Source organism: Streptomyces sp. Q2, from assembly GCF_056820935.1.
The window spans coordinates 56525-74082 of the sequence record NZ_JBXEJE010000036.1; the positions used below are offsets into that span (position 1 = coordinate 56525).

17 protein-coding genes are annotated in these 17558 nt (G+C 71.4%); 10 read left to right on the forward strand and 7 right to left on the reverse strand.

Features of this window, described 5'->3' with window-relative positions; all coding sequences use genetic code 11:
- Nucleotides 1–18: 18 nt before the first annotated feature.
- The 3 genes from ACWBNA_RS34265 to ACWBNA_RS34275 all read right to left on the reverse strand — a co-directional run bounded on the left by ACWBNA_RS34265 (nt 19) and on the right by ACWBNA_RS34275 (nt 3744).
- Complete coding sequence (locus ACWBNA_RS34265; RefSeq protein WP_482708405.1) at nt 19–507, reverse strand: very short patch repair endonuclease; 489 nt, start codon at nt 505–507, stop codon at nt 19–21.
- A gap of 355 nt (nt 508–862) precedes the next feature.
- Complete coding sequence (locus tag ACWBNA_RS34270) at nt 863–1873, reverse strand: SEC-C metal-binding domain-containing protein (protein ID WP_482708406.1); 1011 nt, start codon at nt 1871–1873, stop codon at nt 863–865.
- Nucleotides 1874–2271: 398 nt separating this feature from the next.
- Nucleotides 2272–3744: a glycoside hydrolase gene (locus ACWBNA_RS34275; protein ID WP_482708407.1), complete on the reverse strand. Its 1473-nt coding sequence runs from the start codon at nt 3742–3744 to the stop codon at nt 2272–2274.
- Between the two features lie 366 nt (nt 3745–4110).
- Here ACWBNA_RS34275 and ACWBNA_RS34280 point away from each other — a divergent pair, with 366 nt between their 5' ends.
- From ACWBNA_RS34280 to ACWBNA_RS34290, 3 genes are all read left to right on the forward strand, one after another.
- Entirely contained in the window at nt 4111–4422 is a 312-nt protein-coding gene (locus ACWBNA_RS34280; RefSeq protein WP_482708409.1) for a DUF6412 domain-containing protein, read from the forward strand.
- A gap of 98 nt (nt 4423–4520) precedes the next feature.
- The gene (locus ACWBNA_RS34285) at nt 4521–5234 is read left to right on the forward strand and encodes a YidC/Oxa1 family membrane protein insertase (RefSeq protein WP_482708410.1); all 714 of its coding nucleotides are present in this window, start codon (nt 4521–4523) and stop codon (nt 5232–5234) included.
- Nucleotides 5235–5381: 147 nt separating this feature from the next.
- Nucleotides 5382–6239 (forward strand): fumarylacetoacetate hydrolase family protein, encoded by an 858-nt coding sequence (locus tag ACWBNA_RS34290; RefSeq protein ID WP_482708411.1) that lies wholly within the window; start codon nt 5382–5384, stop codon nt 6237–6239.
- 83 nt (nt 6240–6322) lie between these two features.
- Here ACWBNA_RS34290 and ACWBNA_RS34295 read toward each other — a convergent pair whose 3' ends face one another.
- The 3 genes from ACWBNA_RS34295 to ACWBNA_RS34305 form a co-directional block, all read right to left on the reverse strand.
- The gene (locus ACWBNA_RS34295; protein WP_482708412.1) at nt 6323–7189 is read right to left on the reverse strand and encodes an LLM class F420-dependent oxidoreductase; all 867 of its coding nucleotides are present in this window, start codon (nt 7187–7189) and stop codon (nt 6323–6325) included.
- Nucleotides 7190–7424: 235 nt separating this feature from the next.
- Nucleotides 7425–7973, reverse strand: a complete 549-nt coding sequence (locus ACWBNA_RS34300) for a heme-degrading domain-containing protein (RefSeq protein WP_482708413.1) — start codon at nt 7971–7973, stop codon at nt 7425–7427.
- On the reverse strand, nt 7970–9076 hold the full coding sequence (locus tag ACWBNA_RS34305) for a Gfo/Idh/MocA family oxidoreductase (RefSeq protein WP_482708414.1): 1107 nt from the start codon (nt 9074–9076) through the stop codon (nt 7970–7972). Before ACWBNA_RS34305 ends, ACWBNA_RS34300 begins: the two co-directional genes overlap by 4 nt.
- A 56-nt stretch (nt 9077–9132) precedes the next feature.
- Here ACWBNA_RS34305 and ACWBNA_RS34310 point away from each other — a divergent pair, with 56 nt between their 5' ends.
- The 6 genes from ACWBNA_RS34310 to ACWBNA_RS34335 all read left to right on the forward strand — a co-directional run bounded on the left by ACWBNA_RS34310 (nt 9133) and on the right by ACWBNA_RS34335 (nt 15282).
- Nucleotides 9133–10266, forward strand: a complete 1134-nt coding sequence (locus ACWBNA_RS34310; protein ID WP_482708415.1) for an ROK family transcriptional regulator — start codon at nt 9133–9135, stop codon at nt 10264–10266.
- Nucleotides 10267–10485: 219 nt separating this feature from the next.
- Entirely contained in the window at nt 10486–11367 is an 882-nt protein-coding gene (locus tag ACWBNA_RS34315) for a hypothetical protein (protein WP_482708416.1), read from the forward strand.
- Between the two features lie 119 nt (nt 11368–11486).
- On the forward strand, nt 11487–12266 hold the full coding sequence (locus tag ACWBNA_RS34320; protein ID WP_482708417.1) for an HAD-IIA family hydrolase: 780 nt from the start codon (nt 11487–11489) through the stop codon (nt 12264–12266).
- A gap of 92 nt (nt 12267–12358) precedes the next feature.
- Nucleotides 12359–12922 (forward strand): hypothetical protein, encoded by a 564-nt coding sequence (locus tag ACWBNA_RS34325; protein ID WP_482708418.1) that lies wholly within the window; start codon nt 12359–12361, stop codon nt 12920–12922.
- A 5-nt stretch (nt 12923–12927) separates the two neighbouring features.
- Nucleotides 12928–13593 carry a class F sortase gene (locus ACWBNA_RS34330; protein WP_482708419.1) on the forward strand — a complete coding sequence of 222 codons (666 nt, stop codon included), beginning with the start codon at nt 12928–12930 and terminating at the stop codon, nt 13591–13593.
- Between the two features lie 111 nt (nt 13594–13704).
- On the forward strand, nt 13705–15282 hold the full coding sequence (locus tag ACWBNA_RS34335) for a hypothetical protein (protein WP_482708420.1): 1578 nt from the start codon (nt 13705–13707) through the stop codon (nt 15280–15282).
- 228 nt (nt 15283–15510) lie between these two features.
- Here ACWBNA_RS34335 and ACWBNA_RS34340 read toward each other — a convergent pair whose 3' ends face one another.
- Nucleotides 15511–16329: a GAF and ANTAR domain-containing protein gene (locus tag ACWBNA_RS34340; RefSeq protein WP_482708421.1), complete on the reverse strand. Its 819-nt coding sequence runs from the start codon at nt 16327–16329 to the stop codon at nt 15511–15513.
- 163 nt (nt 16330–16492) lie between these two features.
- Between ACWBNA_RS34340 and ACWBNA_RS34345 the strand changes: the two genes are divergently transcribed.
- A complete protein-coding gene (locus ACWBNA_RS34345; RefSeq protein ID WP_482708422.1) occupies nt 16493–17515 on the forward strand; it encodes a glycoside hydrolase family 6 protein in 1023 nt (340 codons plus the stop codon).
- Nucleotides 17516–17558 lie beyond the last annotated feature (43 nt).

Genomic DNA, 17558 nt, shown 5'->3' on the forward strand with positions numbered 1-17558 from the left:
TTCAACGACGCTTTTCCTCTACCGGGCCCTTCTGCCGGCGACCGCCTGGCAGACCACGAGCGAGCACTCTTCAGCCGACTCGTGCTCCCAGAAGCGAAGTACTAGCCACCCTGCCTCCAGAAGCCGCTGATCAGTGTCGCGATCACGCTCCATGTTGCGCAGGACCTTCTGAGACCAGTAACCGGGATTCGTCTTCGGGGGGACGTAGTGCTCTGGGCATCCATGCCAGTAGCAGCCGTCGACGAAGACCGCCACCTTGGCTGCGCGGAACACCATGTCTGCTGTACGGCGGAGGTCTGGCAGGGGACGTGCAGCGACGCGATACCGCAGGCCCTGAGCGTGGACTAGCCGCCGGATCAGTTTCTCGGGCTTAGTGTCACGGCTCCGGATCGCCTGCATGTTGCGACGGCGGGCTGCGGACGAGGCCCAGGAGCCTTCTGGAGCTTCCCACTCGGGATTTACGGACACACCGCAGAGCGTAGTCCGGTGCGGATGCCCTGGGCACATGAGTCGCAACTTGGGCCATGGAACTGGAGAGACACGGCGCCTGAAATGCGTTGAATCACCAGGGGAAGCACGTCAGCTTCGGCGGTGGTGAGCTGGACAGTGCCGCGGACGAGCAGCGTGGGTCGGGGTGCCGTCGGGGCCACCCGCTTCTTTGGCCAGTGTCAGGCTTCCACGGCCCGACTCAAGGGCGCTTCGCGTCGCCTTCGGCGATGGCCCTTCGGGCCACCCTTGACCCGGGCCGCTCCAGCACGAGGGCCCTGACGTCGGTGTTCAGTCGACCGGTGAGAAGAGGCGCGGTCGCGCCTCGCCTGCACGCCGGGTCGGCTTGGCGGCTTGCGGCCGGGAACGGGGGGTGTCACGCCCCGTGACACTCCCCATAGCCCCGCCCCGACCCACACCAGCAACCCGCCCCCCGCTGCGGCGGCCAAACCACCGCCCGCCCCCGAGCCGCCAGCGTCGTCGCGTACTGCGGCAGCAGCGCCGCGTCCTCCGGGGACGCGCCCTCTGACGCGGCGAAGGCCTCGTACGACGGGACAGTGCCCGTCACGATGCCGAGGTTCGGAGTCCCCGAAGAGGCCAGTTCGCGGAGTGAGGACTCTATGGTCGCGAGGTGTTCCTCGTGGGAGGGGTACTCCGAGGCCAGCGACGGGTACGCCGACACGAGTTCCGTCAGTTCGCCTGCCGGCCAGTGCAGTACGGCTACCGGGAACGGGCGGGACAGGGCCTCGCGGTAGGTACCGAGTTCCGCTCGCAGCCTTGAGATCTCCGCTGCCAGTTCCGCCGGGTTGTCCGAGCCCAGGGACCAGACGCGCTTGGGGTCGTGGAGTTCGTCCAGGGAGACGGGGGAGGTGTGGAGGGTGTCCGCCAGGACGTCCCAGTCGTCGTGGCCGACGCCCAGCATGCGGCGGACCCGGTGGCGGCCGAACAGGAGGGGATGCGTCGAGTACGGGGGCTGCGCGTCCTCCCTGAGGAGCAGCTGTACCGCCTCCGTGAACGTCTCCTGCGCCGCCTCCAGCTCGTCGTGCGCCTCCAGGGACTCCGCCACGATCACCCACGGGGCCGCCTCACGCGGGGACGCTGCGCGGACGCCCTCGATGATCGCCCTGGCCTCGGCCTCGTGGCCGTACTCCCAGAGGTTCGAGGCTTTGAGGGCTCGTACGAGAAAGGGGTTCTCCAAGCCGTCCGGTGACGACAGCAGACGGTCGTAGAGCGTGCTCGCGGCGGGGCGGTCGCCGGCGAGTTCCAGGTGGGCCGCGGCCTGCAGGAGCAGGGCTTCGGCGTCCTCGGGATACAGGCCGGCGGTCCGCTCCAGGCGTGCCGCTTCGGCGGTGTGGTCGACGTTCTCGGCAGGCGTGTCGGGGCGCATGCATGACACCGTACTGCCGGGCTGTGGCAAAGGGAGAGGTATCCCCAGGCCAGCAAGCGGATCGGCGGATCGCGGGGGGCGGTGGCGTGGGTTCCGGCACGTCCCGCACGTCCGGCTTGTGCGGGGTCGTACCGGCTCGTTCCGCCTCGGTCCGCCTGCGTCCGCCTGCGTCCGCCTGCGTCCGCCCGGGTCCGCCTTGTTCCGGCTACGACTCGCGCGTTCGCGCGTTCACTTCCCCGGACGCCCGGACGCCCGGACGCCCGGACGCCCGGACGCCCGGACGCCCGGACGCCCGGGCTCCCGGGCTCCCGGACTCCGGGGCTCCGGGGCTCCGGGGCTCTGTAGTCACCGGAGCCCCGGAGTAGTCCCGGAGGTAGTCCCGAGGCGTGACGTCCGTTCTAGATCGTCACCCCGTCGATCTGCAGCGTCTGCACCGCCTTCGCCGCGAACGGCACCGCCACCGACTTTCCGCTCAGCCGGGTGTCCGAGTACGCCCTGTACTTGTCGCCGCCCGTCGTGACCGTGTTCCAGCGCGGGACCAGGCCGCCCGAGCCGCCCGTCACCGTGGTGAAGCGGGAGAGGTCGAAGGTGAGGGTCTGGGCGGACGTGGAGGTGTTCACCGCCACGATCACGAGGCGCTTCGCGGTCGCGTCGTAGGCCGCCGCCGCGTAGCCCACGCCGGTGTCGATGATCCGCATCCCGGGACGGATGTGGCGGCTGAACTGGGCCATGACGTAGTACTTCGTCTGGACCGTCGTCGGCTGGAGGGTGTTCTGGTCGTACGCGATCATCGCCCAGCCCGCCGTCGGGTCCATGACCTGCCAGTAGACCCACGCCGTCGGGTGCAGCCAGCGGAAGTCGAGGCAGAGGTTCGACGCCATGGTGAGGCCCGTGCCGTCGCTGTCGCCCGTCTCCGAGTTCCAGAGCTTCTTGCCGGATGTCGTCACGACGTCCGTGTAGAGGAGGTCCCTACGGCCGCCCGAGCCCTGGTAGCCGTGCACGTTGACCTGGCTGACCAGGCCCTTGGTGGTGGAGTTGAAGGAGGCCCAGGTGGAGCGGGCGGTGTCGTAGTTCGTCTCGTCGGAGGCGGAGACGCGCAGGCCGGTGAGGCCACGCTTGTCGAGTTCGCTGCGCATGTAGGGGAGTACGGCGGCCTGGACCGCGGGGTCCATGTGGCAGCCCTCCTGGGTGCCGGTGGCGGTCCACCATGACGAGGCCGGCTCGTTGAAGGGGTCCACGGTCGCGAAGTTCACGCCCCAGTTCGACTTCGCGCGCAGGGCCACGGCCGCCAGGTGGGAGGCGTGCTGGCGGTAGTTCCAGGTCTGGAGGTTGTTGCCGCCGCCCGACGCGCCCGACGGGTTGTGGTTGGCGCACATCCACCACATCGGGGAGTTCGCGAAGAGCTCGGACACTGCGCCTCGTTGCGTCGCCTTCACCAGCATCGCCCGCTGGTTCGCGTCCGCCGACCAGTTCCACGCGGAGGACGCGGGGTCCTCGTTGTTCCAGTCCTGCCAGAAGCCCTGGATCTGTTTGAAGGCGGGGATGTTGGGCGACTTCACCATCGTCTCGCCGCCGACGCTGTTCGAGCTGCACGCGCCCAGGTTGTAGCGGGCGATGTTCAGGCCGAGGCCGGGGAGCGTCGTCCCGTTGTACGACACCGACTTGGTGGTGAAGAAGGCGTCGGCGAAGTCGTCCCGGGCGCCGAACACGTTGGCCCACCAGGCGAGGGAGGTGCCCCAGCCCTCCCACGTGCCGTACGAGGTGCCGGGGTTGACGGCGATGGTGGCGTCCGCGCGTGCGGTGCCGGTCGCCAGGGCGCTGCCGAGGAGTGTCCCGCCCGCGGCGGTGAGCAGTGTTCTACGTCGGATCATGGCTTCTCCGATTCGATCGACGACCGGTCCCTGAACCGGAGTCGTGGCCTGTCCCGTTCGTGCCACGAGGAAGCATCGGGTGTGGCGTATGGGGTTGTCGAGGGATGCGACAGCCCTTTTCAAAACCTGTAGAGGAAGGTGTGCGAGGTGCCGAACACGTGGCTGCGATCAGCGGTCTGGCACCGGCCGACAGCGGCCGGCGGCTGGCGGACGCTGCCGACGGACTGCGATCAGCTCGTCCCGGTGCGGCCCGGACCGGCCACCCCCACGCCGAGCCCGATCAGGTATAACCAAGGGCAGGACAAGCACACGTACAAGCGCGAACGCGCAGACGTACCGGCCGACGTAGGAGAGGAGGGCCCGCCCATGATCCGCAGTCTGGCGAATCTGCGCCCCGCAGCCCTCCTGCTGATCCTCTTCCTCGACGTCGTGATGCTCGACGCCGGCAGCCTCTCCGCGACCGTCGCGCTCGCCGCGACCGCCGCGGCCGGTTCCGCGTTCGCCGCCTGTTCGCTCCTCGCCTCCCGCTCCGCGCTCACCGTGCCGCCCACCCGGGTGCGTACGGCCATCCGCGACCGCGCCCGCCGTACGGCGTTCCTGCCGCAACGCGACCCCGACGCGAAGGGGCGCACACGGCCCCGAGCGCCGGGTCACGCCCTCCCGACGACCGTCGCGTAGGGCAGCAGCCGCACCCCCCACACTCCATCGCCGCCCCGCGCGGGTCGTCATGCCGTCGTTCATCACCCGGCACGACGAGACCCTCGGAGGGCTCACCCATGTCCGTTTTCGCCGATCTGGTCCGGCACCTCGCCGACCTGCTCCAGCCGCTGTTCGGCGCGACCGCGGCGGCCGCCGCGATCGTCCTGTTCACCGCGTTCGTACGACTCCTCGTACATCCCCTGGCCCGGGCCGCCGCGCGGGGACAGAAGGCCCGGGCCGCGCTCCAGCCGAAGGTCGCGGAGCTCAGGAAGAAGCACGGGAAGGATTCCGCCAAGCTCCAGAAGGCCGTGATGGAGCTGCACGCCGAGGAGAAGGTGTCGCCGCTGTCGGGCTGTATGCCGAGCCTGTTCCAGATGCCGGCGTTCTTCCTCCTCTATCACCTGTTCTCCAACACACGGATCGGCGGACAGGAGAACGGACTCCTCTCGCACCAGCTCTTCGCCGCGCCCCTCGGCGACCGCTGGACGGACGCGCTCGGCTCCGGCGGGGCGTTCGGGGCCGCCGGGCTCGTGTACGTCGGGCTGTTCGTCTTCGTCGCCGTGGTGGCCGTGTTCAACTACCGCCGTACGAAGCGGATGATGGCCGCGAATCCGGCGATGCCGGTGGGAGGCGGCGGGCAGGTGGCCGGGGTGGGTGCGGTAACCAAGGTCATGCCGTTCATGTCCTTCTTCACGCTCTTCACCGTGGCGGTGGTGCCGCTGGCCGCCGCGCTGTACGTGGTGACCAGCACGACGTGGAGCGCGGTGGAACGGGCGGTGCTCTACCGCTGAGTCCGCGTCGCGTCCTGGAGCCTGAGGGCACCGGTCCAGTCCGTGAACCGGGTATTGCGGACCGGACGCCGACCTTGGACGATCGACCAGTCATCCGATGGCTGCACCCATCGGTCGACGTGCCCGCGATCGAGGGAGATTGTGACCATGAAGTTGCTGCGAGTCGGTACGGCGGGATCGGAGCGGCCCGCGCTGCTCGATTCCGAGGGGACCCTGCGGGATCTGTCCGGCGTCGTGCCGGACATCGACGGACCGCTGCTCGCCGACGACGCCGCGCTCGGCCGGATCCGCGCCGCCGTCGACGCGGGTTCGCTGCCCGCGCTGGACGCCACCGGGCTGCGGGTCGGACCGCCGCTCGCACGGATCGGCAAGATCGTGTGCATCGGGCTCAACTACCACGACCACGCGCGGGAGACGGGGGCCGAGCCGCCCGCCGAGCCCGTGATCTTCTTCAAGGCCGCGGACACGGTGGTCGGGCCCTACGACACCGTGCTGGTCCCTCGCGGGTCGGTGAAGACCGACTGGGAGGTCGAGCTGGCGGTCGTCATCGGGCGTACGGCTCGGTACGCGGAGTCCACGGAGGAGGCGCTGGCGTGTGTCGCCGGGTACGCGGTGGCGCACGACGTGTCCGAGCGGGAGTTCCAGATCGAGCGGGGCGGGACCTGGGACAAGGGGAAGAACTGCGAGACGTTCAACCCGCTCGGGCCGTGGCTGGTGACGGCGGACGAGGTGGCCGATCCGCAGGATCTGTCGCTGAAGCTGTGGGTCAACGGGGAGCTGAAGCAGGATGGTACGACGGCCGAGCAGATCTTCCCCGTCGGGGAAGTGGTGCGGTACGTCAGCCAGTTCATGACCCTGTATCCCGGTGACGTGATCAATACCGGGACGCCGGCGGGGGTGGCGCTCGGTGCGCCCGAGCCGAAGCCGTTCCTTCGGGCCGGGGACGTGGTGGAGCTGGAGATCGAGGGGCTCGGCCGGCAGCGGCAGGAGTTCAAGGACGCCTAGAGGGCGGGGGGCTGCTGTTGTTCGGCGGCCGCGGGTTGTCCGTGGTCGCTCGCGCAGTTCCCCGCGCCCCTAGGGGCGTCCCCTCACGCCAGCAGGGCGGCCACCCGGCGCCAGCTCTCCCGCGGCAGGACGTCCCTGGACCCGCCGTCCACCACTTGCAACGCCACATGGTCCGCGCCCGCCTCGAAGAACGCGTCGATGCGGGCGCGGATCGTCGTTTCGTCGCCCCATGCGAACAGCGCGTCGACGAGCCGGTCGCTGCCGCCGTTCGCGAGGTCGTCGTCGGTGAAGCCGTGGCGCAGGAAGTTGTTGGTGTAGTTCGGGAGGGTGAGGTACATGGCGAGGAACTCGCGGGCCAGCGTGCGGGCCCGGTCCGGGTCCGCCTCCAGGACGACCCCCAGCTCGGGGGCCAGGAGCGGGGCTTCGCCGAGGATCTTGCGGGCGTACGCCGTGTGCTCGGGCGTGACCAGGTACGGGATCGAGCCGGCGGCCCGGTCGCGGGACAGTTCCAGCGTCTTCGGACCGAGGGCGGCCAGGAGCCGGCGGTCCGCCGGTACGGCCGCCTCGTCCAGGGCGTCGACGTAGGCGACCAGGGCCGAGTACGGGCGTCGGTACTGTTCCGCGAGCTTGGCGTGACTCACGCCGAGGCCGAGGAGGAAGCGGCCCGGGTGGGCGGCCTCCAGCTCGGCGAAGCTCGCGGCGCTGTCGATGGCCTCGTGCTCCCAGATGCTCTGGATGCTGGTGCCGACCGTGAGCGTCGAGGTGGCTTCCAGGAGCGGGGCGGCGTGGCCTGCGGAGCTGTTGCCGCCCAGCCACACCGCGCCGAAGCCGAGCTGTTCCAACTCGGCTGCCGCCTCGGCGAGTTCGCCCTGCCGGTCCGGATCCTCCGAACGCAGGCCGACGCTCCAGACGCCGTACCGTCCGATGGATTCCTTCAACGCGTCGCTCATGGGGTGGACCCTCCAGTCGGTGCGTGTGCCGTACGGCGATGCCAACCGGAGGGTGCCCCGAGATCTTCCCTTCAGTGACCGGTCACCGGATGACGGGTCACTGGATGGCCGATCCCTGGATGACCCGTCACCGTTCACCGGTCATCGTTCACCGGTCACCGGTCACCGGTCACCGGTCACCGCTCGGCCGGTCACCGGTCACCGCTCGGCCGGTCACCGGTCACCGCTCGGCCGGTCACTGCTCGGCCAGCCCCAGGAACTGCTCCAGCGCCTCCACGACGAACCGGTGGTCCTGCAACTGCGGCAGCCCCGACACCGTCACCGCGCCGATCACGCCCACGCCCTCCACGGTGATCGGGAAGGAGCCACCGTGGGCCGCGTACTCGTCCGGGTCCAGACGGGAGGACTCCTCGAACGTCGTGCCCTTGGCGCGGAAACGGGCGCCCACCAGGTAGGAGGCGGAGCCGTAGCGCTCCACGACCCGGCGCTTGCGGACGATCCAGGCGTCGTTGTCGGGGGCCGAGCCGGACAGCGCCGCGTGGAAGAGCTGCTGGCCGGCGCGGTGGATGTCGACGGCGACGGGGGCCTGGCGTTCGCGGGCCAGGTCGACGATGAGGGAGCCCAGCGCCCACGCGTCGTCGTTCGTGAACTGGCGGAAGACCAGACGGCGTTCCTGCGCCTCCAGCTCCTCCAGGGGCGGGGTGAGCTCCGGGTGGAACTTCGGGGTGATCTCCTGGTTGTGCGACTGGTTGCGCGACTGATTGCGCGACTGGTTCTGCGTCACAGCGACACCGCCACTCCGTCACGGGCCGAACGGCGCGCCGCCTCCAGTACGTCGAGGGCGGCGGCCGCCTCCAGCGCGGTCACCGGGTTGGGACCGCCGTCGGCAAGGGCCCTGGCCACGGCCGCATAGTAGGCCGGGTAGTCGCCGGGAAGGGTAGGTTCTGGGCGGCCGCCGCCGGTCAGCGGGGACTCTCCCCCAGAGGGGGGACCCCCGGCGCCGACCCGGCCCCACAGCGACTCGGGCTCCGCGCCCCAGTCGGTGGTCCCGCCGGGGCGCCTGCCCTCCTTCAGGTCCGCCTCCTGCGGGTCGAGGCCGTACTTCACATAGCCCGCCTTCGAGCCCAGCACCCGGAAGCGGGGGCCGAGTTGGGCGGTGGTGGCGGAGGCGTACAGGTGGGTACGGACCCCGTTGGTGTGCGTGATCGCGATGAACGTGTCGTCGTCCGTCTCCGCGCCAGGGCGGCGGACGTCCGACTCGGCGTACACGGAGGCCGCGGGGCCGAAGAGGACCAGTGCCTGGTCGACGAGGTGGCTGCCGAGGTCGTAGAGCAGACCTCCGATCTCTGCCGGGTCGCCGGACTCGCGCCAGCCGCCCTTCAGTTGGGGCCGCCAGCGCTCGAAGCGGGACTCGAAGCGGTAGACGTCGCCCAGCTCGCCGTCCGCCAACAGCTTGCGCAGGGTCAGGAAGTCGTTGTCCCAGCGGCGGTTCTGGAAGACGGACAGGAGCAGGCCGCGCTCCTCGGCGAGGGCCGCCAGCTCGCGTGCCTCGGCGGCGGTGCCGGCGACGGGCTTGTCCACGACCACGGGCAGGCCGGCCTTGAGGGCGGCGGTGGCGAGCGGGACGTGTGTCTTGTTCGGGGACGCGACGACGACCAGGTCCAGCTCGTCAGCCCGGTCGAACAGCTCGTCCGGCGAGGCGACCGGGCGCACGTCCGGGAACTCGGCGCGGGCCTGCTCCTGCCGCTCGGGGTTCGAGGTGACCACCGTGTCCAGGGCGAGGCCCTCGGTCGCGGCGATCAGCGGGGCGTGGAAGACGGAGCCGGCGAGGCCGTAGCCCACGAGGCCCACGCGGAGAGGGGTACCAGCAGTCTTGCGTCCAGTCATGACCTCCACTTTCGCAACGCTGTTGCCAAAGTGCAAGCGCGGGGGAGAATGGAGCTGTGAACAGGACGAACGGCAGGGCGTACGGCAGCGGGCCCGGCGGCGCCAATCTGCTCGCGCTGCGCAGCCACAACGCCGCGCTGGTGCTCGACCTGCTGCGCACCGCGGGCCCGGACGGCATCAGCCGCCTCGAACTCGCCGAGCGGACCGGACTGACCCCCCAGGCCGTTAGCAAGATCACCGCCCGGCTCCGGGAGGAGGGGCTGGCGGCGGAGGCCGGGCAGCGCGCGTCGACGGGCGGCAAGCCGCGCACGGTGCTGCGTCTGGTGCCGGGGGCCGGACACGCGATCGGGGTCCATCTGGACCGGGACGAGTTGCGCGCGGTCCTTGTCGACCTGAACGGGACCGTGGTCGGCGAACGCCGGGCCCCGCTGGACCTGGGTGCGGGTGCGGAGGCCCTGGTGGGGGCGGTGGCGCGGGAGGCGGGGGGCTTGGTGGCGGAGGGACTCGAACCCTCTGGCGTGGCGCTCGCCCAGGTCGCCTCCCTCCTCGGCATCGGCGTCGCTCTCCCCGGTCCCCTCGACCACGCCCGGGGCATGCTGCACCGGGTCACCGGGTTCCCCGAGTGGGACGGGTTTCCGCTGCGGTCCACGCTGATGCGGCGGCTCGGGGTGCCCGTCGTCGTCGACAAGGACACCAACGCGGCGGCGCTCGGACTGGCCGTGGCGGGACAGGGCGGCGGGGGCGGGTCCTTCGCTTATCTCCACCTCAGTACGGGGCTCGGCGCCGGACTCGTGATCGGCGGGGTCGTGCACCGGGGGGCGCGGACCGGGGCGGGGGAGTTCGGACACCAGGTCATCCAGCTGGACGGGCCGCGCTGCGAGTGCGGGAACCGGGGCTGCGTCGAGACGCTGTGCCTGGACGCGGTGGCACGCGGCGAGATCGGGGAGGCGGCGCGGGTGCTCGGCGAGGGCGTCGCGAACCTCGTCGGGCTGCTGGACATCGACCTCGTGCTGCTCGGCGGCCGTACGATCACCGCGACCCCGGATGCCTTCGTACGAGGGGTGGCCATCGTTCTCGACGCCCGCGCCCGGGGTTCGCTGCCGGTGCCGGTGCGGGTCGCCTCCGGCGGGGTCGCGGAAGGCGCGGCGCAACTGCTGCTCGCGCCGCTGTTCGGGCGGGGGGACGGGTGACGCCCGTCCGTGTGCGGGCGGGGCGGTTGTGGCCGGGCGGGGGTGGCTCGCGCGGCCCGGCGTGGGCGGGGTGCCGTCTGCGCCCAATCGTGCCGCCCCGGCGGCACGATTGCCCGCGGGATGCCCCCCCGCCAATCGGGCGGAATCCCACCCCCTCCTTCCCCTCGCCCGGCATGGCGCCCCCGCGACCCCGCCCCCACCCGGCATGGTCATGTGTTCATGCGACTGCCCATGCCTGTGCCCGTGCCCGTTTGCCTCTGCCTCGCAGCAGCCGCCGCCGTACTGCTCCCCGTGTCGGCGTATGCCGACTCCGGTGGATCCTGTGCCGCCTCCGGGGAGCGGGGGTTTCCGGTCACCACGCGTATTCACGGGGGACCCCGCTCCTACGAGGCCGGGGGCGGGTACGGCACCTGGTACCTGGACCTCACCAACACCACCACCCGGACCTGCGCGAACATCCACCCGGTCGTCGTCCTCGCCGACGAGGCGCGGAGCCTCGCACCCTCCCAGCCCCGGCTGGAGTTCTACGACGGCACAGCGCGGGGCGGCACCCGCCCCCACCCCGTCCGCTTCGAGCACACCGACGCCGACGAGCTCGTGGGCGTCTTCGCCGACGAGCCGGCCGGCTTTCCCGGGTTCACCGTCGGCCCGGGAAAGACCCTCACCGTGAAGGTCCGGCTCGCTCTCACCTCGGACGCCGTACCGAACGAGGTCACCGCCAACGCGACCGTCGTACAACGCCACGACGACGACGGCGAGTGGATCGGCCAGTCCAACGACTACCGCTTCGGCGTCGACACCGAACCGTCTCCCGAGCGCAGCCCGGCCCTCGAATCCACCGCCGCCGCCGCCACCGCCGCCACCGCCACCGCCACCGCCACTGCCACCGACACAGCCACCGACGCCGCCCACACGGCAACCCCCGCCTCCACCTCCACCTCCACCTCCACCTCCACCTCCACCTCCATCCCTCGCCTCCCCTTCTCCGACGAGGCCCAGGAACTCGCCCTCACCGGCCTGCGCACAGCCGTCGCCCTCGCGGCCCTCGCCCTGTTGCTCGTCACCGGCGGCGCCCTGCTGCTGGCCCGCGGACGCCGCTGAGCCGGTCGGCGGTCATCTCCACGGAAACTGGCCATTCCCCCAAGATCCGGCCACTGTCTAGGCTGGGGCGCACCCAGCACCGCGTTCATGCGGCATGCGTACGGCAGGAGATCCCGCACATGGCAGACCGCAGGCCCATCGAGTCATGGCTCACCGACATGGACGGTGTGCTCATCCACGAGGGCATACCGATCCCCGGCGCCGAGGAGTTCCTCAAGAGGCTCAAGGAGTCCGGGAAGCCCTTCCTGGTCCTGACGAACAACTCGATCTACACCCCGCGCGATCTGCACGCCCGGCTGCGGCGCATGGGCCTGGACGTGCCGGTCGAGTCCATCTGGACCTCCGCGCTGGCCACCGCCCAGTTCCTGGACGACCAGCGGCCGGGCGGCTCGGCGTACGTGATCGGCGAGGCGGGCCTGACCACCGCGCTGCACGACATCGGCTACATCCTCACCGACCACGAGCCGGACTACGTCGTCCTCGGCGAGACCCGCACGTACTCCTTCGAGGCCATGACCAAGGCCGTACGGCTCATCGAGGCCGGCGCCCGCTTCATCGCCACCAACCCCGACGAGACCGGCCCCTCCACCGAGGGCCCGCTCCCGGCGACCGGAGCCGTCGCCGCGCTGATCACCAAGGCGACCGGCAGGCAGCCGTACTTCGCGGGCAAGCCCAACCCGCTGATGATGCGGACCGGGCTCAACGCCATCGGCGCGCACTCCGAGACCAGCGCCATGATCGGCGACCGCATGGACACCGACGTCCTGGCCGGCATAGAGGCCGGAATGCAGACGTTCCTGGTGCTCACCGGCCTGACCCGGCCCGAGCAGGTCGAGAACTTCCCGTACCGGCCGTCCAAGGTCGTGGACTCGATCGCAGACCTCGTCGACCGGGTCTGAAACCTTTCCTGACCCGTTCGGAGCAGTGCGGCCCCGCTGAGGATGCGGGGCCGCGGCCCGAGGGGGAGGCTCCAGATATCTGGAGGTTCACGATGGGTTCAGCACGTCTCACTCTCTGTACCGGCCTCGTGGTCGCCGCCGTCCTCACCCCGACGGCGTACGCGGCGGACGGAGCCAACGGCATCGCGGTGACCCCCTCGACCCCCGCCCCCGGCACCGACATCGCGCTGCGGGTCTCGGACTGCACGACCCGGACCGCCACGGCCGTCTCGGCGGCCTTCGTCGCGGACATCAAGCTCACCGGTACCGACGGCACGCTCGTCGGCGAGACCCGGGTGCGCGCCTCGGTCAAGGCGGGCTCCTACGAGGTGAAGATCACCTGCGGCGACAGCGACCGCAAGGCCGCCCTGACCGTCGTGGAGAAAGCGCCGCGGCCCGACCAGGCCGCACACCAGCCCACCACCCCCACCTCCCCGATCGCCCCCGTGCGGGCCGGAGGCGGCGGCACCGCGCGCCTCGCGGCCGTGGACCCCGCCGACGAGGCGCGTGCCGCCGGTCCCGGCACCGGGCACGCCGTGATCGGCCTGATCCTCGCCGCGGCCGCGGCGGTGGCCGTCGTGCTCCGGAGTACCCGCCGGAGCCGCAGGACGGGCTGACCGACATGTCCGACCACGGACGTTCCTCCGGCACCGGCCGTCTGCTGACCGGCGTGACCTGGGCGGTGCTGCTGCTCGGGCTGTGGCTGTGGGGGCGCGAGGTGACCGACGTACGACCCGGGATATCCGCGCCCACCACGGGCGACATGGCGGCGGTCGGGCGGCCGCCGGAAGTGGAGTTGCCGCCCGCCCACCGGCCGCTCGGCGCGGCCCTGCCGCAGCGCGTCGATATTCCCTACCTCGGGGTGCAGGCACCCGTGGTGGCCCGAGGACTGGACCGGGAAGGGGCGATCGACCCGCCGCCGTTCGCACAGTCGGCGGTCGTGGGGTGGTACGCCGGCGGCGTGCGGCCGGGGGCGGCCGGGACCGCGCTGATGGTGGGTCACGTCGACACCGAGACCCGGCCCGCCGTCTTCTACAAGCTCAGCTCCCTCAAGCCGGGCGAGACGGTCCGGGTGCTGCGCGACGACGGCAAGGTGGCCGAGTTCACCGTCGACGACGTCCAGGTCGTCACCCGCGACCACTTCGACGCACAGCAGGCCTACGGCCCACGCCAGACCGGACGGGCCGAGCTGCGCCTGATCACCTGCGGCGGCAGCTTCGACCGGGCCAGCCGCAGCTACACGGCGAACGTGATCGTCTCGGCGTACCTCACGGGCAGCGGTCTCTAGCACTCCCGTACAACGCGGCGGTCTCCAGGAACTCCCGTACAACCCTGGTTGGCTGTCGGATGTCTGAGTGGCCGGCGGGGCGAGGTTCGCCCCGCGGGGAGGGACCCAGGGATGATCAACCGCCGACGCAAGACGGGGGCGGTTCTGGCCGCCTTCGCGGCCGCCGTCGCCGTATGGCTGCCCGCCACGTCCGCCCAGGCGGCCGACGGACCGGTCGTGCGCATCTACGTGCGGAGCGACAGCATCGGGCTGCCCGTACCGCCGAGCGCTGATCCGCCGCTGATCAGCTGGGGCCTGAAGAACGACGGGCCCGGCACGGCGAAGGACGTCACCATCAGCGCGGACCTCAGTGACGTCAAGGACTGGGTCACGGTCGACGGGAAGTCGCTCGACACCTTCACCTGGCCCGCCATCGCGGACGTCCCCGAGGGCGGCAACTCCGGGTACATCGCGGATGTGAACGCCAAGCCCGGCACGCCGCTCGGCACCACCGGCACGGTGACCCTGAGCGGCACGTCGTCCAACGGCACCGTGGTCTCCGTCCCCGTGAAACTGACGGCGGGAACCACCGAGTTGACGGTGAACAAGCTCCCCGACCGCAAGGGCGACAAGCCCGGGTCCACGGTCACCAACCCGGTCACCATCAGCAACACCGGCACGCTGCCCGCCGACGGGGTCCAGCTGCGGCTGCGCACCACCATCGGGCTCGAGTACGCGGAGCGCTTCTCCAACTGCGTGTACTCCAAGGCCGTCGGGGACGCCTACGGTCTGACGGAGCAGGCGCTGTGCACGTTCGGCACGGTCGTCGAGCCCGGCAAGAGCTACCGGCTGGACCAGCCGGTCGGGCTGGACCTGACCCCGCAGGCCCTGTTCGAGTACTTCAGCCACGAGGCCCTGCCCCTGTCCGATGGCGACACCAAGCCTCCCGCGGGCAACGGTCCCGCGCTCTCCCTGGTCGCCGCCGGAGCCGCGGCCACCGACGGCACACCGATCAGCCGGCGGCACATCGACGCCGACAGCACCGCCGACATGGTCGCGGGCGGAGACACCGCCGAGGGCGCACCGGGCGACCTGGTCCACGTGGACGTCTCCCTGACCAACGAGGGCCCGGGCTGGGTCGGCTACAACGCCAGCGACGACCAGCCCGCGCTGCTGGTGACCGTCCCCACCGGCACCAAGGCCGTGGAGATCCCCGACCGCTGCAGCGTGTGGAACGAGGAGGCGGAGTCCGGCACCGGTGAACAGACGCCGGGCGCGCCGCAGTACATCTGCCACCCGCGGCCGCTCCAGTTCGCCGTCGGGGACACCCGCTCCTTCCGGTTCGGCCTGCAGATCCGGGAAAACGCCGTGACCACCACCGGTGAGGCCCTGGCGACCACGTCGTACGGCAACACCATGACCTTCGACGACAAGCACGGCAACGACACCGCGCCCATCACGGTCAAGGTCGAGGGCGGCGCCGACGGCGCCCCCGCGCCGAGTGCCTCCGCGTCGGCGTCCACCGCCCCCGGGACCGACGGCAACAACCCCCGGACCCAGACGGTCTCCGCGGCCGACGACGCCACCGGCACCGGTTCCCTCGCCTCCACCGGGAGCAGCGGCACCCTGCCCCTGGCGGCCACCGCCGCCACGGGCGCGCTCCTGCTCGGCGGCGCACTGGTCCTGTTCGTCAGGCGCAACCGGGTCTGACAGGTGGTCGCGGGCCGCACCCGGCCCGGTCGGCGGCCCGCTCCCCCCAGAAAAACCGCCGACCGGGCTGGTCCTCGACCGCGCGCGCACGGGCTGCGGGAGTAACCCGGCGCCGGCGCGGGAGGCTTGAGTGGCCAGGGGCTGGGGCCGACTGAGAAGACTCTAGGGCGGATGGGCGCCGGGGCCTAGAGGTCGATTGACGCCAAGTTCCCGCCCTGTGGCTCTGCGTCATCCACGCTGGTGGCACCGGGAGGACGACAGGGCGGTACGCGGTTTCCACGGCGTCCCGCCGGGCGGCGTCTCCCCACGCGGTTCGGCGTCGGCCGCGAGCCCCTCGATCACCGCGCTCGCGACCCGGTCCAGCGGCAGCCGGCGCCGCCGGGCGTGCCGGCGCAGCGCGGTGAACGCCTGGTCGGCGCCGACCTGCCGGCGCTCGGCGAGCATGCCCTTGGCCTGTTCGATGCGCACCCTGCTGGACAGGGCCTGCTGCAACTGCCCGGACAGGGTGCGGTACCGGCTGGACGTGCGGTGGTTCTGCAGACCGACCGCCGCCGCGTTGGCCATGGCCTGCGCCACCAGCAGCTCCTGGGCCGTGCTGCCCTCCGGCGCGGAGGGCGGCGTCGGCCCGAACACGTTCAGCGCGCCCAGCAGTGTCTCGCGGCGGCGCAGCGGGACCGCGTAGGTCGCCACGATGTCGTGCCCGAGGGCCTGCTCGGTGAAGGCCGGCCAGCGCTCGTCCGCGTGGGCCGCCCGGATGGACACCGGGGGCACGGGCTTGCCGGAGCCGTAGCTCTCCAGACAGGGCCCGCCGCCGTGCTGCGCCGCCAGCAGGTCGAGCGCCACGTCCTGGTGCCGGCTGCTGCCGGCCAGCGACACCGCCTCACCGCCGTCCATGAGCATGATCCCGGCCGCCCGTGCGGACAACAGTTCGACACAGTGGTCGCAGACCCGTTGCAGGTAGGGCGTGGCCTCGAAGCCGTCGGTGAGTGTGTCCGCCGCCTCCACCAGTGCCGCCGCCAGCCGGAACTCCCTGGTGGTGCACCGCATCGCGAGCACTCTCCTTCTGGTGACGGGCACCCCCGTACAGGCGCGCGCGTACCTCGACCATGAGGGCTGTAACAGCTCCTGGACAAGGCTCGGACGGCGTCGAGGGCCGCGCGACGGGTGTGTCAGGATTGGGGCTTGGAACGGTGCACCCAAGGGGGGTTGGATGTACGTCAGCAGGGGGGCTCGAACACGCGCTTCCGCGGCGGTGCTGGGGGCGGCACTGCTCGTCACGGGGTGCTCGTCGTCGGGGGACGGGGACGGCGAGGAGAAGGACGGCGCCGGCGCCGGGATCACCCAACAGCCCAAGGCGAGTGACCCTTTCTGGGTCAACCCGGCCGGCAACGCGGCGGAACAGGTCGTCGCCTACGAGAAGTCCGGCAAGAAGGCGGAAGCCGAGCAGATCCGCAAGATCGCCGAGCAGCCGACCGGCGAGTGGATCGGCGTGGAGGACCCGGAGCAGGAGGCGCGCGGCTTCACCGAGGCCGCCGAGAAGGCCGACCGCACGGCCCTGCTGGTCCTCTACAACATCCCGCACCGCGACTGCGGCCAGTACTCGCAAGGCGGCGCCGCCGACGGCAACGCCTACCGGACCTGGATCGACGGCGTGGCCAAGGGCATCGGCGACCGCTCGGCGACGGTGATCCTGGAGCCCGACGCCGTGCTGCACCTGGTCGACGGCTGCACCGGCGAGGAGTTCCACGAGGAGCGCTACGCCCTCCTCAACGAGGCCGTCGGCAAGCTCAAGACCCTGGAGAACACCAAGGTCTACATCGACGCGGGCAACGCCGGCTGGGGCAACCCCGACCAGATCTTCGAGCCCCTGAAACGCGCGGGCATCGACCAGGCCGACGGCTTCTCGGTCAACGTCTCCAACTTCTACTCCACCCAGGAGTCCATCGCCTACGGCAAGGACCTCTCCTCGAAGGTCGGCGACAAGCCCTTCGTCATCGACACCAGCCGCAACGGCAACGGCCCGTACACGGGCGGCAACCAGGACGAACGCTGGTGCAACCCGCCCGGCCGGGCGCTGGGGGAGACCCCGACGACCAAGACGGCGGATCCTCTGGTGGACGCCTACCTCTGGGTCAAACGCCCGGGGGAGTCGGACGGCGAGTGCAAGGGCGGCCCGAAGGCGGGCGAGTGGTGGGCGGACTACGCGCTGAAGCTGGCCAAGGCTTCCGGATAGTCCCTTCTACGCGACTGGGGGCGCCCGCCCGGGCCGAGGGGGC